The organism is Streptomyces sp. NPDC050508, assembly GCF_040655155.1.
Lineage (GTDB): Bacteria > Actinomycetota > Actinomycetes > Streptomycetales > Streptomycetaceae > Streptomyces.
Window position 1 is genome coordinate 1 of the sequence record NZ_JBFAJJ010000026.1, and the last position, 15931, is coordinate 15931.

Annotated in this window: 14 protein-coding genes; 2 read left to right on the top strand and 12 right to left on the bottom strand. The window is 69.9% G+C overall.

What is annotated here, in order from left to right; translation table 11 throughout:
* The first annotated feature begins 142 nt into the window (after positions 1-142).
* Positions 143-346: a hypothetical protein gene (locus AB0I69_RS43700; RefSeq protein WP_363101399.1), complete on the top strand. Its 204-nt coding sequence runs from the start codon at positions 143-145 to the stop codon at positions 344-346.
* A gap of 274 nt (positions 347-620) precedes the next feature.
* Here the strand turns inward: AB0I69_RS43700 and AB0I69_RS43705 are convergent, their stop codons facing one another.
* From AB0I69_RS43705 to AB0I69_RS43760, 12 genes are all read right to left on the bottom strand, one after another.
* A complete protein-coding gene (locus AB0I69_RS43705) occupies positions 621-1349 on the bottom strand; it encodes a DinB family protein (protein WP_363101400.1) in 729 nt (242 codons plus the stop codon).
* A 136-nt stretch (positions 1350-1485) separates the two neighbouring features.
* Positions 1486-2676 carry an SUKH-4 family immunity protein gene (locus tag AB0I69_RS43710; RefSeq protein WP_363101401.1) on the bottom strand — a complete coding sequence of 397 codons (1191 nt, stop codon included), beginning with the start codon at positions 2674-2676 and terminating at the stop codon, positions 1486-1488.
* Between the two features lie 167 nt (positions 2677-2843).
* On the bottom strand, positions 2844-3371 hold the full coding sequence (locus tag AB0I69_RS43715; RefSeq protein WP_363101466.1) for an AAA family ATPase: 528 nt from the start codon (positions 3369-3371) through the stop codon (positions 2844-2846).
* Between the two features lie 14 nt (positions 3372-3385).
* Positions 3386-5704: a molybdopterin cofactor-binding domain-containing protein gene (locus tag AB0I69_RS43720; protein ID WP_363101402.1), complete on the bottom strand. Its 2319-nt coding sequence runs from the start codon at positions 5702-5704 to the stop codon at positions 3386-3388.
* A complete protein-coding gene (locus tag AB0I69_RS43725; protein WP_363101403.1) occupies positions 5701-7332 on the bottom strand; it encodes a 2Fe-2S iron-sulfur cluster-binding protein in 1632 nt (543 codons plus the stop codon). The genes AB0I69_RS43720 and AB0I69_RS43725 overlap by 4 nt, the downstream gene beginning before the upstream one ends.
* Positions 7329-8222 carry an FAD binding domain-containing protein gene (locus tag AB0I69_RS43730; RefSeq protein WP_019056386.1) on the bottom strand — a complete coding sequence of 298 codons (894 nt, stop codon included), beginning with the start codon at positions 8220-8222 and terminating at the stop codon, positions 7329-7331. Before AB0I69_RS43730 ends, AB0I69_RS43725 begins: the two co-directional genes overlap by 4 nt.
* Positions 8223-8466: 244 nt before the next feature.
* A complete protein-coding gene (locus AB0I69_RS43735) occupies positions 8467-10095 on the bottom strand; it encodes a beta-N-acetylhexosaminidase (RefSeq protein ID WP_363101467.1) in 1629 nt (542 codons plus the stop codon).
* A 10-nt stretch (positions 10096-10105) separates the two neighbouring features.
* Positions 10106-10951, bottom strand: a complete 846-nt coding sequence (locus AB0I69_RS43740) for a carbohydrate ABC transporter permease (RefSeq protein ID WP_043679376.1) — start codon at positions 10949-10951, stop codon at positions 10106-10108.
* Entirely contained in the window at positions 10948-11865 is a 918-nt protein-coding gene (locus AB0I69_RS43745; RefSeq protein ID WP_363101404.1) for a sugar ABC transporter permease, read from the bottom strand. Before AB0I69_RS43745 ends, AB0I69_RS43740 begins: the two co-directional genes overlap by 4 nt.
* Before the next feature lie 42 nt (positions 11866-11907).
* Positions 11908-13203 (bottom strand): extracellular solute-binding protein, encoded by a 1296-nt coding sequence (locus tag AB0I69_RS43750; RefSeq protein WP_363101405.1) that lies wholly within the window; start codon positions 13201-13203, stop codon positions 11908-11910.
* Between the two features lie 197 nt (positions 13204-13400).
* Positions 13401-13691, bottom strand: coding sequence for a DUF3039 domain-containing protein (locus AB0I69_RS43755; RefSeq protein ID WP_363101406.1), 291 nt, complete (start codon positions 13689-13691; stop codon positions 13401-13403).
* 61 nt (positions 13692-13752) lie between these two features.
* Entirely contained in the window at positions 13753-14328 is a 576-nt protein-coding gene (locus tag AB0I69_RS43760; RefSeq protein ID WP_363101468.1) for a YqgE/AlgH family protein, read from the bottom strand.
* Between the two features lie 252 nt (positions 14329-14580).
* On the opposite strand from AB0I69_RS43760, the gene murA reads away from it, so the two are divergent.
* The gene (gene murA, locus AB0I69_RS43765) at positions 14581-15927 is read left to right on the top strand and encodes a UDP-N-acetylglucosamine 1-carboxyvinyltransferase (protein ID WP_363101407.1); all 1347 of its coding nucleotides are present in this window, start codon (positions 14581-14583) and stop codon (positions 15925-15927) included.
* The last annotated feature ends 4 nt before the right edge of the window (positions 15928-15931 follow it).

Genomic DNA, 15931 nt, shown 5'->3' on the forward strand with positions numbered 1-15931 from the left:
TCGGCCACCGCACCTCCAGCGATCGGATCGGACGTCACCGCACATCCAACCGCCACGACCACCAACCCGGCCAACCGATGCGGTCACAGCACTAGACGGCACTGGTCGGCCCGCTGACCAGTATCAGCAGGTTCTCGACGCCTTGGCGCCACGCTGCACGGAGGACCGCCCGCGCCTGGCAGCCGTCGTCGGCTCCACGCTTGAGGGCCTGAAGAAGAACGGCGTCGACGACGAGGACGGATTCAGCGTCCTGCAGCACCTGGAGCAGTCCGTGCCCGCTGGGAACGCCCGGGTCAACTGCGCCTCAGCAGCGGCGACTTACTCCACCCAGCGCGAAGGAAGCTAGTACAGGCAACCGCGCGGGCAGGCGGTCGACGCGCGCGACAGGCTGCCCCGGAGCGGTACGCCGGTCGCGGCGGCGATCACCGGTCGGTATCCGGCGGACGGCGTTGCCGAATCCAACAGGGTCGTCCGTCCGCCCTACGGCCTCCCCAGCGACGAGACCGTGACCCACTGGGCTGAACTACCCACCCTGCCGGGCGAGATGACACACGCGGTCCTCGGGAGAGACGTGCGGACAGCTCTCCAGAACGCGTGGAACGCTCGTCCCGGCACCTGACTCACAGCCCGCCGGCGGACCGAGCCCGCCACAAGTCCCGCAACAGCGCGATCTCCGCCATGTGATGAATGAACTCCAGGTTCGCCCCCGCCAGCACGGCGGCATACGGGTCGTCCGGGTCGGAGCCGTACGGATACTGGGAGAAGCCGACCACATCGAGCTGGTCCTCCGTGACCGTGCCGACGGCCGCTCGCCAGCGGTCGATCACCGGCCAGAACTGCTCCAGGGTCAGGGCGGCTGACGGCGTGAAGTCGACCATCAGCTTGGGATCGTGACGCCGCTCACCGAACGTCCACTCCCACGCACCCGCGAACTCGAAGTGCAGATGCCCCAGCCGCCACGCGATGGTCGTGATCGGCGTCGTGTCGGGCTCCGGCTCGCCCGTGTGGGCGAGGACCTGCTCGACCCGTTCGACACTCACGCTCCAGTCGTCGGCGATCTTGGCGACGGTCATGCCGTCGGCGGCCTGGCGGGCGACCTCGGCGTACTCGCTCGCCGGGATGTCCGCGGCGCCCAGGTCTAGCACCCACTCCCCCGGCCCGAACGCCCTCGGTGTCACCGCCTCGCTCCGGCGTCGGAGCGACCAGCAGTCGGGCGCCGGTTCCCAGAGGTACTCCTCGTCGCCGAGTCCCGTCAGCCGTACCTGGGCCATCTCCCGGGCCTTGTCGAACTGCTCCAGCAGCAAGCCCAGTCGGTCGGTCCGTATGGTCTCTGTGGTCTCGGTACCCATGTCCGGTTCCCCTCGCCCGTGCCGTCTCGTGCCTGGCCGCTCACCGCGGTGCGGTGCGATCAGGCGGAAGGTAACCGGTCACCTCACGGGGCGCGACCGATTTCCTCGACAGATGGGGACGGAGACCGCGTACGCGTCAGAGCACCCCGCCCGCCTCGTCCTGGAACGCCTCCGTCCAGTAATGCGCATGCGGGTGGCTGTGGTGGTCGCGGTCGGCCGCCCGGGGGCTCGTGCCCGTCGGGTCCACCGTCGACAGGGTCTGGAGCATCGTCGTGGCCAACTGGTCGTACGCCTCTGCCGTCAGCTCGCCCGACAGGTCCGCGTCGATCGCCTTCTCGCGGTGGAGCAGCCAGAGGGTGAAAGCGAGGGTCGAGACGTCCGTGTTGAGGGGAGCCAGCGTCGCCTCCGGCTCGCTCCAGGTCAGGATCTCGCCCGTCGCGCCGTCCACCACCAGGCTGTTGTCCTCTATGAGATAGCCGAGGCGGATCAACTGGTCGGCGCGGGGCGGGAGTTCCTCGGCGGGCTCGTCCTCGTAGAACTCGGTGAGGGTGGGGAGCGGGACGTCCGTGTCCAGTTGGAAGAGGAGGGTGTCCTCGGGCAGGCCCGTCTCGCGCAGGAAACGGCGGGTCGGCTCGTGGGTGAGGGTGGCGGGGAAGTCGACCTCCTCGAAGCGGGCGACCGTGCCCTGCCCGAACTCCTGGTCCAGCAGGCGGGCCGGGATGTCGAGGGTCAGCCCCGATGTCGTGCCGGGGCCGGCGACCAGTGCCAGCGGGCGGATCAGCGCCGCCGCCTTCCAGAACGGGGGCACCTCGCCGTCCGTCCCCGACTCGAACACGGCGAGCAGTTGGCGGGATGCCTCCGCCACCGTCTTCGTGCCGTGACGGCCCTCGTAGGACGCGAACTGGCCGCGCAGGCCCGTCAGTTCGTCCGTCGTCGTCGTGAAGCGGGCCAGCGTTTCGATCGACGGGGCCAGCGGGCCGGTCTCCATCAGGTCCGGGCGGTCATGGAAGAAGTACGTCGTCGCGATCTCGCCCGTCTCGCCGTCGAGCAGGATCGACTCCGCCTCCCCGCCGTCGGGTCCCCAGAGCGCGCCTATCACCAGCTGGTCCCGGAGCTCCTCCGCCAGCGGGTCGGGGTCGCCCAGCGAGTCCGCCACCGTCCGCAGGCCCTCCCTGCGCAGCTCCTCGAACGTCAACAGGCCGCTGTCGCCCGGCAGTCCGGGGCCGGTCAGCCAGCGGCGCGTCGACGCGTGCGTGATGTACGGATCGAGGTCGTCCTCGGTCAATGTGATCATGGTCGCCGTGGAACCGGCGTCGGTCCTGCTCATTGTTCCCCCGTGCGTGAATCTTCCCCGTGTGGCACCGGTGTTCCGCTGTCGTCCCCACTGCCCAGAACACTACGCGGCACCACTGACAACGGCTCTGACCAGCGAAAACGCCTCACAGAGCCCCGGAGGACGCGAAACGTCCGAAACGTCCTCACCTCATCAGACGCTCAAACCACCCGCGAACGTTCCCGTCCCTCGACGATCGCGTCCACCGTCTCCCCCACCGTCAGCCCGGAGTTGTCCAGCCACAGGCCGATGCGCGGGGTCTCCGTCCGCAGCGCGCCGTCCAACTCCTCGACCGTCCACGCGCCGTACCCGGTCTTCGCCCGGCCCGCCTCCCGTGCCGTCACGGTCGCCGGGGTCGGTGCGAGGACGATCACATGCAGCGGGCGGGTGCGGAACAGGTCGACGTACGCCGGCAACTCCGCGCCCAGCACCACGTCCTGGACGACCGCCGTGAACCCCGCCTCCGCGTACGCGTCCGCCGTCGCCGCCGACAGCCGGTACCGCAACCGGAGTTGGGACTCCCCATCGCCGCCCGCACCGGGGACGTACTCCTCGCGCCCCGAGACGATCATCCGCCGGAAGACGTCACCCCGGACGTGCGCCGCCCTCGGCAACCTCTCCGCCAGCGCCTGCGCGACCGTCGACTTGCCGGCGGCCATCACGCCGGTGATGAGGACGACACCCTCCAGCAACGTCCGCCCGCCTACTGCCCGTAGGGACCACTGTTCGTCACCACAGCCGCCTGCGGGCGGATCGGCAGCCGGTTCACCGGACGGCCCGTTGCCGCACGCACGGCGGACGCGATCGCCGCCGGGGACGTGACCACTGGTACCGCGCTGACCGCCTTCGCCCCGAAGGGGGCGACCACGTCACGTTCCTCGACGAGTTTCACGATCCGGATGTCGGGGGTGTCCAGGGCGGTGGGCAGGGCGTAGCCGGTGAGGTCGGGGTGGCGGATCAACCCGCGCGCGGTGCGCAGGTTCTCGGTGAGTGCGATGCCTACGCCTTGGGTTACGCCGCCCTCGATACGGGCGACCAGCTGGGTCGGGTTCAGGATGCGGCCGACGTCCTGCGCGAGGGCCAACTCGACGACCCGGACCGAGCCCAACTCAATGTCCACGTCGACGACCGCGCGGATCGCGCAGAAGGCGAGCCCCACGAAGGCGTCGCCCTGGCCCGCCTCGTCCAGGGGCTCGGTCGGGTGCGGGCGGCACTGGGCGGTGGCCCAGAGTTCCTTGCCGTCCAGGGCCTCGGTGACGGTCGTCGAGAGGACGCCGTCGTACGAGGTGATCTTGCCGTCGGTGATCTGGAGGAGCTCGGTGGACATGCCGAACTTGTGCGCCAGGGGCTGGAGGAGCTGGGTGCGGACCATTTTCGCGGCCCGTTCGACCGCGCCGCCTGATACCCAGGTATGACGGCCTCGGCAACCAGGGCCCGCCGGCGGCTGATCGGTGTCTACGGGGGCGACGTGCACCTCGTCGATACCGAGGGTCTCCTGGACGATCTGCCGGGCGAGGGTGGTGAAGCCCTGACCCGTCTCTACGGCCGCGCAGAGCACGGTCGCGATGCCGTCGTGGACCTTCACGGTGGCCGTGGAGACCTCGTCGGCGCCCTCTGCGCCGAGCATGTGGACCATGCCGAGGCCGTAGCCGACGCCTCGGCGGACCGCGCCCGGTTCGCCCGCGCCCTCGGGGCCGCCGGGCAGCAGCCACTCGTCCTCGGGGGTGTCCTTGGGGAGCTGCGGCAGCGGGAAGTCCCGTACGGCCTGGAGGAGTTCGGCGACCGGCGCCGGGCAGGTCACCGTCTGGCCGGTGGGGAGGACGTCCCCGGTGGCCATGGCATTGCGCAGGCGCAGCTCGGCCGGGTCCATGGCGAGCTTCTTGGCGAGCTTGTCCATCTGCGCCTCGTAGGCGGCGCAGACCTGCATGGCGCCCTCGCCGCGCACGTGCCCGGAGGGCGGGTTGTTGGTGCGGACGGCCCAGCCCTCGATGAAGGCGTTCGGGACGACGTACGGGCCGCAGGCGAAGGAGACGGCGGCGGCCAGGGCCTCCGAGGAGGTGTCGGCGTAGGCGCCCGCGTCGAGCAGCACCTGGGCCTCGACCTTGACCAGCCTGCCGTCCTCGTCGGCGTGGTGGCGGTACCGGAGGAGCGTGGGGTGGCGGTGGGTGTGGCCGAGGAAGGACTCCTCGCGCGTGGCGGTCAGTTTGACCGGGCAGCCGGTCTTCAACGCGAGCAGTCCGAGCGGGAGTTGGAAGCCCTGGTCCTCGCGGTCGGCGGTGGCCCCGGGGACGCCGGTGACGACGACCTTCACGCGGTCGGGCTCCAGGCCGTAGCAGGCGGCGGCCGTGTCGCGGTCGTTGTGCGGGTCCGTGGAGGCGATGTACAGCTCGACGCCGCCGTCGGGGCGGGGCACGGCGAGACCGGCCTCGGCGCCGATGGGGGCGGGGTCCTGGCGGCCGATGCGGTACAGGCCCTCGACGACGATGTCGGCGGTCGCGTCCGGGTCGCCGTGGCGCAGCGGGATGTGCCGGATCAGGTTGCCGTCGGGGTGCAGCGGCTCGGCCTCGAAGGCCTGCTCGGGGTCGGTCACCGGGTCGAGTACCTCGTACTCGACCATGATGGCCGCGGCGGCCATCCGCGCGGTGTCGGGGTGGTCGGCGGCGACGGCGGCGATGGGCTCCCCGTGGTGGCGTACCACCTCGGAGGCGAACACCGGGCGGTCGGCCGTGCCCCGGCCGTAGCGGTCCCGGCCCGGCACGTCCTCGTGGGTGATGACGGCCCGGACACCGGGCATGTCGCGCGCGTGGGACGTGTCGACGGACACGATGCGCGCGTGCGGGTGCGGTGAGCGCAGGACGGCCGCCCAGAGCAGGCCCTCGGCCCACAGGTCGGCCGCGTACGGGAAGGTGCCCTCGGTCTTCGCGCGGGCGTCGGCGGCCGGGAGCGAGGCGCCCAGGCCGTGGCCCGGCAGCTCCGGGGCGGGCGCGGCCTCCGTGGTCGCGGTGGCGGCTTCGTTGCTCACGCCTGACCTCCGTCCTGGCCGTACACCTGGTCCTGCGTGCGCGGGGACTCGAACGCCGACTGGTGGACGCCACCGCCCCCGGGACCCGCCTGGTGGGGAATACGCGCCTCGTCGCCGTCCGACTCAGGTTCGGCGGCAGCGGCGTGCGCCTCGCGTTCGGCGACGACTTCCTGTACGGCGTCCAGGACGCCCCGGTAGCCGGAGCAGCGGCACAGGTTGCCGCACAGGGCCTGGCGCGCCTCCAGTTCGGTGGGCGCGGGGTTGCCCTCCAGGAGGTCGTGCACGGTCATCGCCATGCCGGGCACGCAGAAACCGCACTGCACGGCCCCGCACTTGGCGAGCGCCCGCTGCACGTCGGAGGGCTGCCCCTCGACGGCGAGGCCCTCGACCGTACGGACCTCGGAGCCGGCGGCGGTGACGGCGGGCACCAGGCAGGAGGCGACGAGCCGTCCGTCGACCTGGACGTTGCAGGCACCGCACTCGCCCTGCGAGCAGCCGTCCTTGGCGCCCGCGAGGCCGAGGCGTTCGCGCAGCACATAGAGCAGCGACTCGCCGATCCAGGCGTCGGTGACGGGCCGGTCGGCGCCGTTGACGCGCAACACGTAGGAGGCGAGCGGGTGTTCCTCGCCGGGGATCTTCGGGGCCGGTTCGGCGGTCTCGTCCGGCACATCGGACTCGACGGCCGTCACGGGCGCCTCAGCGGCCTCCGGGGCGGCTTCGACATCCTCGGCCGCATCGACCGCCGCGGACGGCTCAGCGGGCCCGTCAGGGACCTCTACGACCCCATCGGGATCGTCGGTCGCCCCGGCGTTCCCATGAGCTGACTGTGCGTCGGCCGCGGCGAGTTCGGCGGAGGCGTCGTCATGACGGTCGCCGCGGGCGTCGCCGTAGGGGTCGGTGGCCGCGTCGGTCCGGGTGTGCGCGTACGGGTCGCCGGGTTCCGCGTACGGCTGCCGGGTCGTCTCGGCGGGCGGGCGGGTAGCAGCCTGCGCCGACACCTCGCCGGTCGGGTACGGCGTACCTCGGCCGTCGGTGTGCTCGGCGGGGTGCGTGCCCGGCCGTTCCGCCACGTCGGCGCCGGACGCCTGCTGTGCCCAGGACTGGCCCGCGCCCTCCGTCGCCCAGGGCGCGGGCGCGCCGCCGGGCAGGGTGGCCGGAGGGGTGCCGCCCCACTGCTCGACCAGGGCCGACGTGGTGAACTCGCCCGATTCGTCCGGGAGATCACCACCGGCCACGGGGATCGACCACTCCCCGGTCACGTCGCGACCGGGCGCGGCGCCCGCGTCCGGGGCGTTGGTGTCCTGGAAGGTCCACTGGCCGGTGGCCCCGGGACGGTACGAGAACTGGTCGCCCCCGGCCGTCCCCTGCTGCGGTACGGCGTTCGGGTCGGGCCACTGGACGCCTTCGGCGGGCATGGCCCAGGACCCCGTCGACGACGGGTCGGCGTCCGGGGCGGCCTCTATGGGCGGCGGCACATAGCCGTGGCCCGGAGCGGCCAGGAGGGCGTCGATGCCCCCTTCGGGGAGTTTCACGAAGGCCGTGGCGCCGTCGTCGTAGTCACCCTGGGGCAGCGGGTCCCAGCGTCCGCTGCCCTGAGGGGTGCCCTCTCCGTGCTGGTCGTCGGTCACGACAGCGCCCTCCCGAGTGCTCGTCGGGCCAGTGCGGCGACGGTGCGCCGCAGGTGCAGTACCGCGGGCGGAAGCTGTTCCACGGAGCCGTCCTCGGCCGGTACCGGGTCGGGGATGCAGGCCGCGGCGACGTACTCCCCGAAGGCGCTCAGCGCCTCGGGGACGATCGTGCGACTGTTGTCCCAGTCGATCAGCCGGGCCACCCACTGCTCGGCGTCCAGGGGCCTCAGAGGCATCGGCGCTATGGCACCGACGGCGCACCTGACGCCGCGCCGGGCGGGGTCGAGGACGACCGCGACGGACGCGACCGAGCGCCCGGGGCCGGTCCGGCCGGTGGCCTTCAGGAAGACCTGCGGGGCGTGCAGCAGCGGCACGCGCACGAAGCCGATGAGTTCGCCGCCGCGCAGCATCTCCACGCCGGCCAGGAGGTGCGACACCGGGATCTCCCGGCGGGCTCCGTCCTGGCCCGCGATGATCAGCGTCGCCTCCAGGGCGGCCAGTACGGGCAGCGCGTCCCCGGTGGGCGCGGCCGAGGCGATGTTGCCGCCCAGGGTGCCCGCGTTGCGGATCTGCGGCGGGCCCGCAGCACGCGCGGAGGCGGCGAGCGCCGGGATGAGGGCGGCGAAGTCGGGACGGCCCATGCGGGCGTGCGTGAGGCCCGCGCCGAGCAGCGCGTGCCCGTCCTGGTACTGCCAGCCGCGGATCTCGCTGATCCGCCCGAGACCGACCAGCGCGCTGGGCCTGAGCTGCCCCGAGTTGACGGCGGCCATGAGGTCGGTGCCGCCGGCCACCGGGACGGCGGTGGGCAGGGCCGTGAGCGCCGCCACGGCCTCGTCCAGCGTTGTGGGCAGCGTGACGGACTGCCCCGCCTGCGGTGCGTGCGTGGTCAAACCGGCTGCCCCTTCCCGCTGCCCCACCTGGTCCCACCTGTTGCTGCCGTACGGTACGTGCTGACAGGGCGGACGTGGCAACTCTGGCACATCTTCGCAAGACCCGAACGCGGGGGTCCGCTAGGAGGCATTCGCCCGTCTCACCAGGGAGATGGTCCGTTTTGGTAGGGCATCACCGGTACGCGCGAATTGCCACTCATCGGTGACTCTTGGGGTCTTTTTCCCTTACGTGTTCTACGCGTTGCTACGCGTTCGGGGGCGGGCCGTCCTTGGGGCGTCCGAGCACTCCGGGGCGCTGCTGCCACGGCAGTGGTCCGGTGGGCGGACGGTAGGCGACACCCAGGGCGTCGAGCCGCGGATAGTGGGCGGCCATCCGTCGCTCGAAGTCGGCGAAGTCCCGTTCCGCGGGCGCCGGAAGCGCACTCCAGGCGACCTCGGCGAACGCCGCGAGCCGGGGGAACGTCTGGTAGTCCACGCGCCCTTGGTCCTCCATCACCTCGGTCCACACGTTGGCCTGCGCGCCCAGCACATGACGAGCCTCGGCCTCGCTGAGCTGCTCCGGAACCGGCTCGAAGCGGTAGACGTCCTCCAGGGTGCGCACATGGGCGATCGGCACCGGCTCGTCATCCCCGGGGGCCTGCCGCCAGTCCAAGTACACGTGCTGTTCAGGGCACATGACGACGTCGTGCCCCGCGCGGGCGGCGGTGATCCCGCCCTCGTACCCACGCCAGGACGACACGACCGCCCCGTCCGCGAGCCCGCCCTCCAGGATCTCGTCCCAGCCGACGAGCCTTCTCCCGCGCGCGGAGAGCCACTTGTCGAAGTGCCCGATGAACCACGACTGCAACTCGTCCTCGTCCGCGAGCCCGAGTTCCTTGATGCGCGCCTGCGCGGTCGGCGACTGCTTCCACTGGTCCTTGAGGCATTCGTCGCCGCCGACGTGAATGAACTCCGAGGGGAACAGGGCGAGGAGTTCCTCGAACACCCCCTCGTAGAAGCGCAGGGTGTTGTCAGTGGGGGCGAGTACGTTCGGGTTGATGCCCCAGGTGTCCCAGACCGAGAGGGAGTTGCCCCCCTCGATCGATGCAGTGATGACGTCGGTGTTGCCCAGTTCCGGATACGCGGCGATGGCGGCCTGCGAGTGTCCCGGTACGTCGATTTCCGGGACCACGGTGATATGCCGCTCGGCGGCGTAGGCGACGATCTCGCGGATGTCGTCCTGTGTGTAGTAGCCGCCGTGGGGCTTGTCGTCCCAGAGCGGTGAGGCACGGTGGCCGAATTTCGTACGGGCCCGCCAGGAGCCGATCTCGGTCAGCTTCGGGTACCGCTTGATCTGTACGCGCCAGCCCTGGTCGTCCGTCAAGTGGAAGTGGAAGACGTTGAGTTTGTGCGCCGCCATCAGATCCAGGTAGCGCAGGACGCCTTCCTTGGGCATGAAGTGCCGGGAGACGTCGAGCATGAGGCCGCGCCAGCGGAAGCGCGGGGAGTCCTGGACGTGGGTCAGGGGCAACCGCCATTCCCTGCCGGGCAGCGGGGCACGCCGAAAGGCGTCCGGGCCCAGCAGTTGACGTAGCGTCTGGGCGCCCCAGAAGAGACCCGCGGGGCCGCCGCCGACCACGTGGACGGTGTGGGACAGGACCATCAGACGGTAGCCCTCCGGGCCGAGATCCTTGGTCACCGTGGGGTGGATGTACAGCTGGATGGCGTCCTCGGGCGAGTCCCCCGGGGCCAGCGGAAATCCGGTGGCCGCGCCGAGCGCGCCGCGCAGCCAGCGCTCGCTCGCGCCGGCGCCCTCACCTGCCACCAGGCGTGTGTCGGGGCCGAGTTCGAAGTGCCCCCGGTAGGTGTGGGCGTACCGGGGCAGCGGAATCACATCGGTCACGTCAGTCCTTAACCGCTCCGCCCAGCCCCGAGACCAGACGTCGCTGTACGAGTACGAAGAACACCAGCACCGGAATCGTCATCACCGTGGAGGCCGCCATGACCCCGCCCCAGTCAGGGTCGTCGGGCTTGTAGAAGACCAACAGGGCCATCGGCAGGGTCGACTGGGAAGTGTCGCTGATGATGAAGGACTTGGCGAAGAGGAAGTCGTTCCAGGCCGAGATGAAGGAAAACACGCTCGTGGCGACCAACCCCGGGAAGACGAGCGGGAAAAGGATCTGCCACAGGAATCGCGTCCGGCTCGCCCCGTCGATGTACGCGGCCTCCTCCAGCGCGTCCGGTACGGCTTTCACGAACCCCCGCAGCATCCAGATCGCGAACGGCAGCGAGAACGCGATCTGGGGCAGGATCAGCGACCCCAGGGTGTTCAGCAGCCCGAGCCCCCGCATGGTGAAGAAGAGGGGGATCGTCAGCGCTTCCACGGGCACCATCTGGGCCACCAGGAACATGATCAGGAGGGTGGTCCGGAAGCGGAACCGGAATCGTGTCACCGCCGTCGCGGCGAGAAAGGCGATCAGTGCCGAGACGATGACCACCGAGCCCGCCACGACAAGGCTGTTGACGAAGTAACGGCCGAATTCCTGCTGCCCGAACACCCTCCGGAACGAGTCCAGAGAGGGCGCCAGGGTCCACGGCCGAGGCTCGCTCGACTCGATCTCCCCGGCCGGTTTGAAGGCGCTGAGCACCATCCAATAGAGGGGGAAGGCGACGACGACCGCGATCAGCAGCGCCGAGGCCTCCGCAGCGAGCCGCCAGGGCCGTCGTACAAGACCGCGAAGCAGACTCACAGCTCCTCCCCCTGCCTGCGCAGCAGGCGCAGATAGACCAGCGTGACGGCGAGCAGCATCAGCAGCATGACGACGCCGATCGCCGAGCCGAGGCTGTACTTCGAGGCCGCGAACGCCTGTTGGTAGGCGTACACGTTCAGGACGAGGTTCTGGCCCGCGATGCCGCCGCCGTTGGTCATGACGTAGATCTGGGTGAACACCTTGAAGTCCCAGATGACGGACTGAATGGTCACGACGGTCAGGATCGGCCGCAGCATGGGCGTCAGCACGGACCGCCAGATCCGCCACTGCGAGGCCCCGTCCAGGGCGGCGGCCTCCAGCACCTCGGAGGGCACGGCGCGGATCCCGGCGTAGACCGTCACCATCACGAACGGGAAGGAACACCACACCACTTCGAGCAGCACGAGAAAGAACGCGCTCAGCCGCCCGTACGTCCAGGAGTGGTCCCCGAGCCCGAGGATGCGGTTCACCGGCCCGAAGTCCGGGTCGAAGAGCAGCAGCCAGACCGTCGACCCGGTGACGGCAGGCGTAGCCCAGGCCCCGAGCGCGGCCAGCATCAACACCAGCCGAGGCAAGGCCCGCACCCGCGTGAGCAACACCGCAAGCGCACACCCGACGGCGAGTGTCGACACCACACACGCCCCCGCAAACAACACGGTCGACAGCAGCACCTGCCAGAACTGACTGTCGGAGAACAACTCCGAGTAGTTCCCGAACCCCTTGAAGGTCGTCGGTTCCCCACCACTGACCTGCGCCTGCGTGTACTGGAAGAAGGAGATCAACCCAAGCTGATAAATCGGGTAGACCAGCAGCCCACCAAGGACGACCAGAGCGGGGGCCAGATACAACCAAGGCACACCCGAACTCCCCCAGGGGCGCGGGGAACTGCGCGACAAGCCACGACGAACCCGCACCCGCGAACGCTCCACACTCACCGAGCTATTAGGCGCCACCGCTCAACCCGCGGAGCTAAACGCGTCGTTCATCTTCTTCGCCGCGTCCTTCGAAGCCGCCGCCACGTCCTTCTTGCCGCTGATGACCTCCTGCAGCATCGTCGGCAGCACCAGCGAAGAGTCGATCTCCGACCAACCCGGCGACGCGGGAACGAACTTCGTCCCCGCGGCCAACGTCTCCACGAACGGCTTCTCGAACGGCACCTTCGCCGCAGCCGCGTCACGAACATCAGTGAATGTAGGCAGGAACCCCATCGCGTCGAACATGGACGCCTGCGTCGCCTTCGAGGTGAGCTGCTCCATGAGATCGACCGCCAGTGTGCGGTGCGAAGTGCTCTTCAGAACCCCGATGTTGTTGCCCCCGGCGAACGCGGGAGCGACGGACCCGGACGCGACCCCCGGCAACGGCACGACCGCGTACTTGCCCTTGACCTTGCCCGCCTCGACAGCCGTGTGGCTGAAGTCGCCGCCGATCGCCATGCCCGCCTTGCCGGCCGCGAACGCGGTGATCGTGTCGTTGCCGCCCATCACCGCGCACTTGGCGGCGGGACAGTTGTCGCTCGTGAAGAGCGAGGTGTAGGCCTTGATGCCCTTCTGCGCGGCGGCGCTGTCGATCCCGGAGGTGTACGAACTCCCCTTGGCCGTGGCGAGTTCGCCGCCGTTGGCCCAGACGAAGGGCATCGCGCCGTACGTGTAGGCGCCGCCGACGACGAGGCCGTAGAGGTCGGACTTCGCCTTGTGGATCTTGCGGGCGGTCGATGCCAACTCGGCCATGGTCTTGGGGGGTTGCAGGCCCAGGTCCTTGAAGACGTCGGTGCGGTAGTACAGGGCGCGGACGCCGACGTAGAACGGGGAGCCGTACATCTTGCCGTCGACCGTGACGGACTGCTTCGCGGTCGGGTCGGTGTCCTTGGCCTCGCTCCAGGCGCCGAAGTCCTTGGTGACGTCGAGGAGTCCGCCGTCGTGGACGTAGCCGGCCGTGTCGGTGTTGCCGTACTCCATGACGTCGGGCGCGGACTTCGGGTCGTTGAAGGCGGCCTTGACGCGCTGGGCGCGGGTGTCGATCGGGATGTACTCGACGTCCACCTTGGTGCCCTTGTGGGCCTTCTCGAAGGCGGTGACCACGGAGTCGACGACCTTCGCCTTCGGGTCGTTGCCGACCTCCTGGAAGAGCCACACCCGCAGGGTGCCGCTCTGGTCGTCCTTGTCAGAGGACGAGTTGTCGGAGGTCTGGGGCGCGCAGCCGGCGACGACAGCGGCGGCCGCGACGAGTACGGCGAATCTGGGGGCGAGCTTCATGGAGCGTTCCTCCGGGAATCCGGGCGTGCGTTGCAACATATGCAATGGGCGTTTCGCTCTGCACAACACCACGGAGATTAAGGAGTAGATGAACGCGGCCACAAGAGGTCTCAACCACTTCGTGACACACAAAAGGCCCTCAGGGCGCACAAAAGCGCGCCCTGAGGGCCTTCAAACAGCCAGACGGAGCCGACCGGCTACTTGCCGTCGCCGCCCTTGCCCTTGTCGCCGTCCCCGCCCGAGCCCATGGACTCGTAGATCTCCTTGCACATGGGACACACCGGGTACTTCTTCGGGTCGCGGCCCGGCACCCAGACCTTGCCGCACAACGCCACCACAGGAGTGCCGTCGAGGGCGCTCGCCATGATCTTGTCCTTCTGGACGTAATGGGCGAAGCGCTCATGGTCCCCGTCGCCGTGCGACACCTGGGGCGTCGGCTCTACGAGGGTCCCCGTACCAGTCCCGCGCTCGGGCTCAAGAGTGCTCATACGGCCAAGGGTACTGAAGCTCACCGGCATCAGTTCCGCGAAGGGTCCCTCAGTTCAGGGATCAGTTCAGCGAAGGGTCGTCCGGATACGTCGCCACCATCGCCAGTTCGCTGCGCTGGCGGCGCAGCACCTCGCGCCAGAGTCTCTCCGGGGACGGCGAGGAGACGTCACCGGGCTCCGACTCAACGACGTACCAGGCGCCCTCGACCAGTTCGTCCTCCAGCTGCCCGGGCCCCCAGCCCGCGTAGCCCGCGAAGATTCTGAGCGAGCCGAGCGCCGAGGCCAGCAGCTCCGGCGGGGCCTCCAGGTCGACGAGGCCGATCGCGCCGTGCACCCGCCGCCAGCCGAGCGGGGCGCGCTCGGCGGACGACGCGCCGCCCGGGATGACGGCGACGCCGAGGGCCGAGTCCAGCGAGACCGGGCCGCCCTGGAAGACGACTCCCGGCTCGCCGGCGAGATCCGCCCAGCCCTCCAGGATGTCCCCGACGTCCACGGGGGTGGGGCGGTTGAGGACGACACCGAGGGAGCCCTCCTCGTCGTGGTCGAGAAGGAGCACCACCGCGCGGTCGAAGTTCGGGTCCGCCAGGGCGGGTGTTGCCACGAGCAACCGCCCTGTGAGCGAGGACACCTCGGTCATGCCAGACATGATCCCGCATCTTCCCGCGGATGGGGGAGGCAATGCGGGTTCGGCAGTGAATGCAGCTCAGGGCGGAAGGGAGCGCCGAGGGCGCACATACCGCCCCGTGACCCCATGTGCCCGATTGCGAACGGTTCGTGTTGTGACACAGCTATGACGTGCCTAGGTGCTCCTTGGGCTTACTGGAGGGGGGTGGGCGGCCATTACGCTTACGTCTTCGGCCCCTGCCCAACTCCACGGAACGCGAGATTCATGACCGTCAACGGCTCAGACGACGTACTGCTTGTCCACGGCGGAACCCCGCTTGAGGGCGAGATCCGTGTCCGTGGTGCGAAGAACCTCGTACCGAAGGCCATGGTCGCCGCCCTGCTGGGCAGTGAGCCAAGTCGACTGCGCAACGTTCCGGACATCCGTGACGTTCGGGTCGTACGCGGACTGCTGCAACTGCACGGGGTGACGGTCCGTCCGGGTGAGGAGCCGGGCGAGTTGGTACTCGACCCCTCGCACGTCGAGAGCGCCAACGTCGCCGACATCGATGCCCACGCGGGCTCGTCGCGCATCCCGATCCTGTTCTGCGGCCCGCTGTTGCACCGGCTCGGGCACGCGTTCATTCCGGGGCTCGGCGGCTGTGACATCGGCGGCCGGCCGATCGACTTCCACTTCGAGGTGCTGCGGCAGTTCGGCGCGAAGATCGAGAAGCGGGCGGACGGCCAGTACCTGGAGGCCCCACAGCGGCTGCGCGGTACGAAGATCCAGCTGCCGTACCCGTCCGTGGGCGCGACCGAGCAGGTGCTGCTGACTGCGGTGTTGGCGGAGGGCGTCACCGAACTCGCCAACGCGGCCGTGGAACCGGAGATCGAGGACCTCATCTGCGTACTGCAGAAGATGGGCGCGATCATCGCCATGGACACCGACCGCACGATCCGCATCACCGGTGTGGACTCGCTCGGCGGCTACAACCACGCGGCCCTCCCGGACCGTCTGGAGGCCGCGTCCTGGGCGTCCGCGGCGCTGGCGACCGAGGGCAACATCTACGTCCGGGGCGCGCAGCAGCGCTCGATGATGACGTTCCTGAACACCTACCGGAAGGTGGGCGGTGCCTTCGCGATCGACGACGAGGGCATCCGCTTCTGGCACCCCGGCGGGCAGTTGAAGTCCATCGCGCTCGAAACGGACGTGCACCCGGGCTTCCAGACGGACTGGCAGCAGCCGCTGGTCGTTGCCCTGACGCAGGCGACCGGCCTCTCCATCGTCCACGAGACGGTCTACGAGTCCCGCCTGGGCTTCACCTCCGCGCTCAACCAGATGGGTGCTCACATCCAGCTGTACCGCGAGTGCCTGGGCGGCTCGAACTGCCGCTTCGGCCAGCGCAACTTCCTCCACTCGGCGGTCGTCTCGGGCCCGACCCGCCTCCAGGGCGCCGACCTGGTCATCCCCGACCTCCGCGGCGGCTTCTCGTACCTCATCGCGGCGCTGGCGGCCCAGGGCACGTCCCGCGTCCACGGCATCGACCTCATCAACCGCGGCTACGAGAACTTCATGGAGAAGCTCGTGGAGCTGGGCGCGAAGGTCGAACTCCCGGGCAAGGCGCTCGGATAAGCAG

Excerpts from the sequence above, each read along its gene's own strand:
- AB0I69_RS43705 (WP_363101400.1), bottom strand. The coding sequence starts at position 1,349 with ATGGGTACCGAGACCACAGAGACCATACGGACCGACCGACTGGGCTTG.
- AB0I69_RS43710 (WP_363101401.1), bottom strand. The coding sequence starts at position 2,676 with ATGAGCAGGACCGACGCCGGTTCCACGGCGACCATGATCACATTGACC.
- AB0I69_RS43750 (WP_363101405.1), bottom strand. The coding sequence starts at position 13,203 with ATGAAGCTCGCCCCCAGATTCGCCGTACTCGTCGCGGCCGCCGCTGTC.
- AB0I69_RS43755 (WP_363101406.1), bottom strand. The coding sequence starts at position 13,691 with ATGAGCACTCTTGAGCCCGAGCGCGGGACTGGTACGGGGACCCTCGTA.
- AB0I69_RS43760 (WP_363101468.1), bottom strand. The coding sequence starts at position 14,328 with ATGACCGAGGTGTCCTCGCTCACAGGGCGGTTGCTCGTGGCAACACCC.
- murA (WP_363101407.1), top strand. The coding sequence starts at position 14,581 with ATGACCGTCAACGGCTCAGACGACGTACTGCTTGTCCACGGCGGAACC.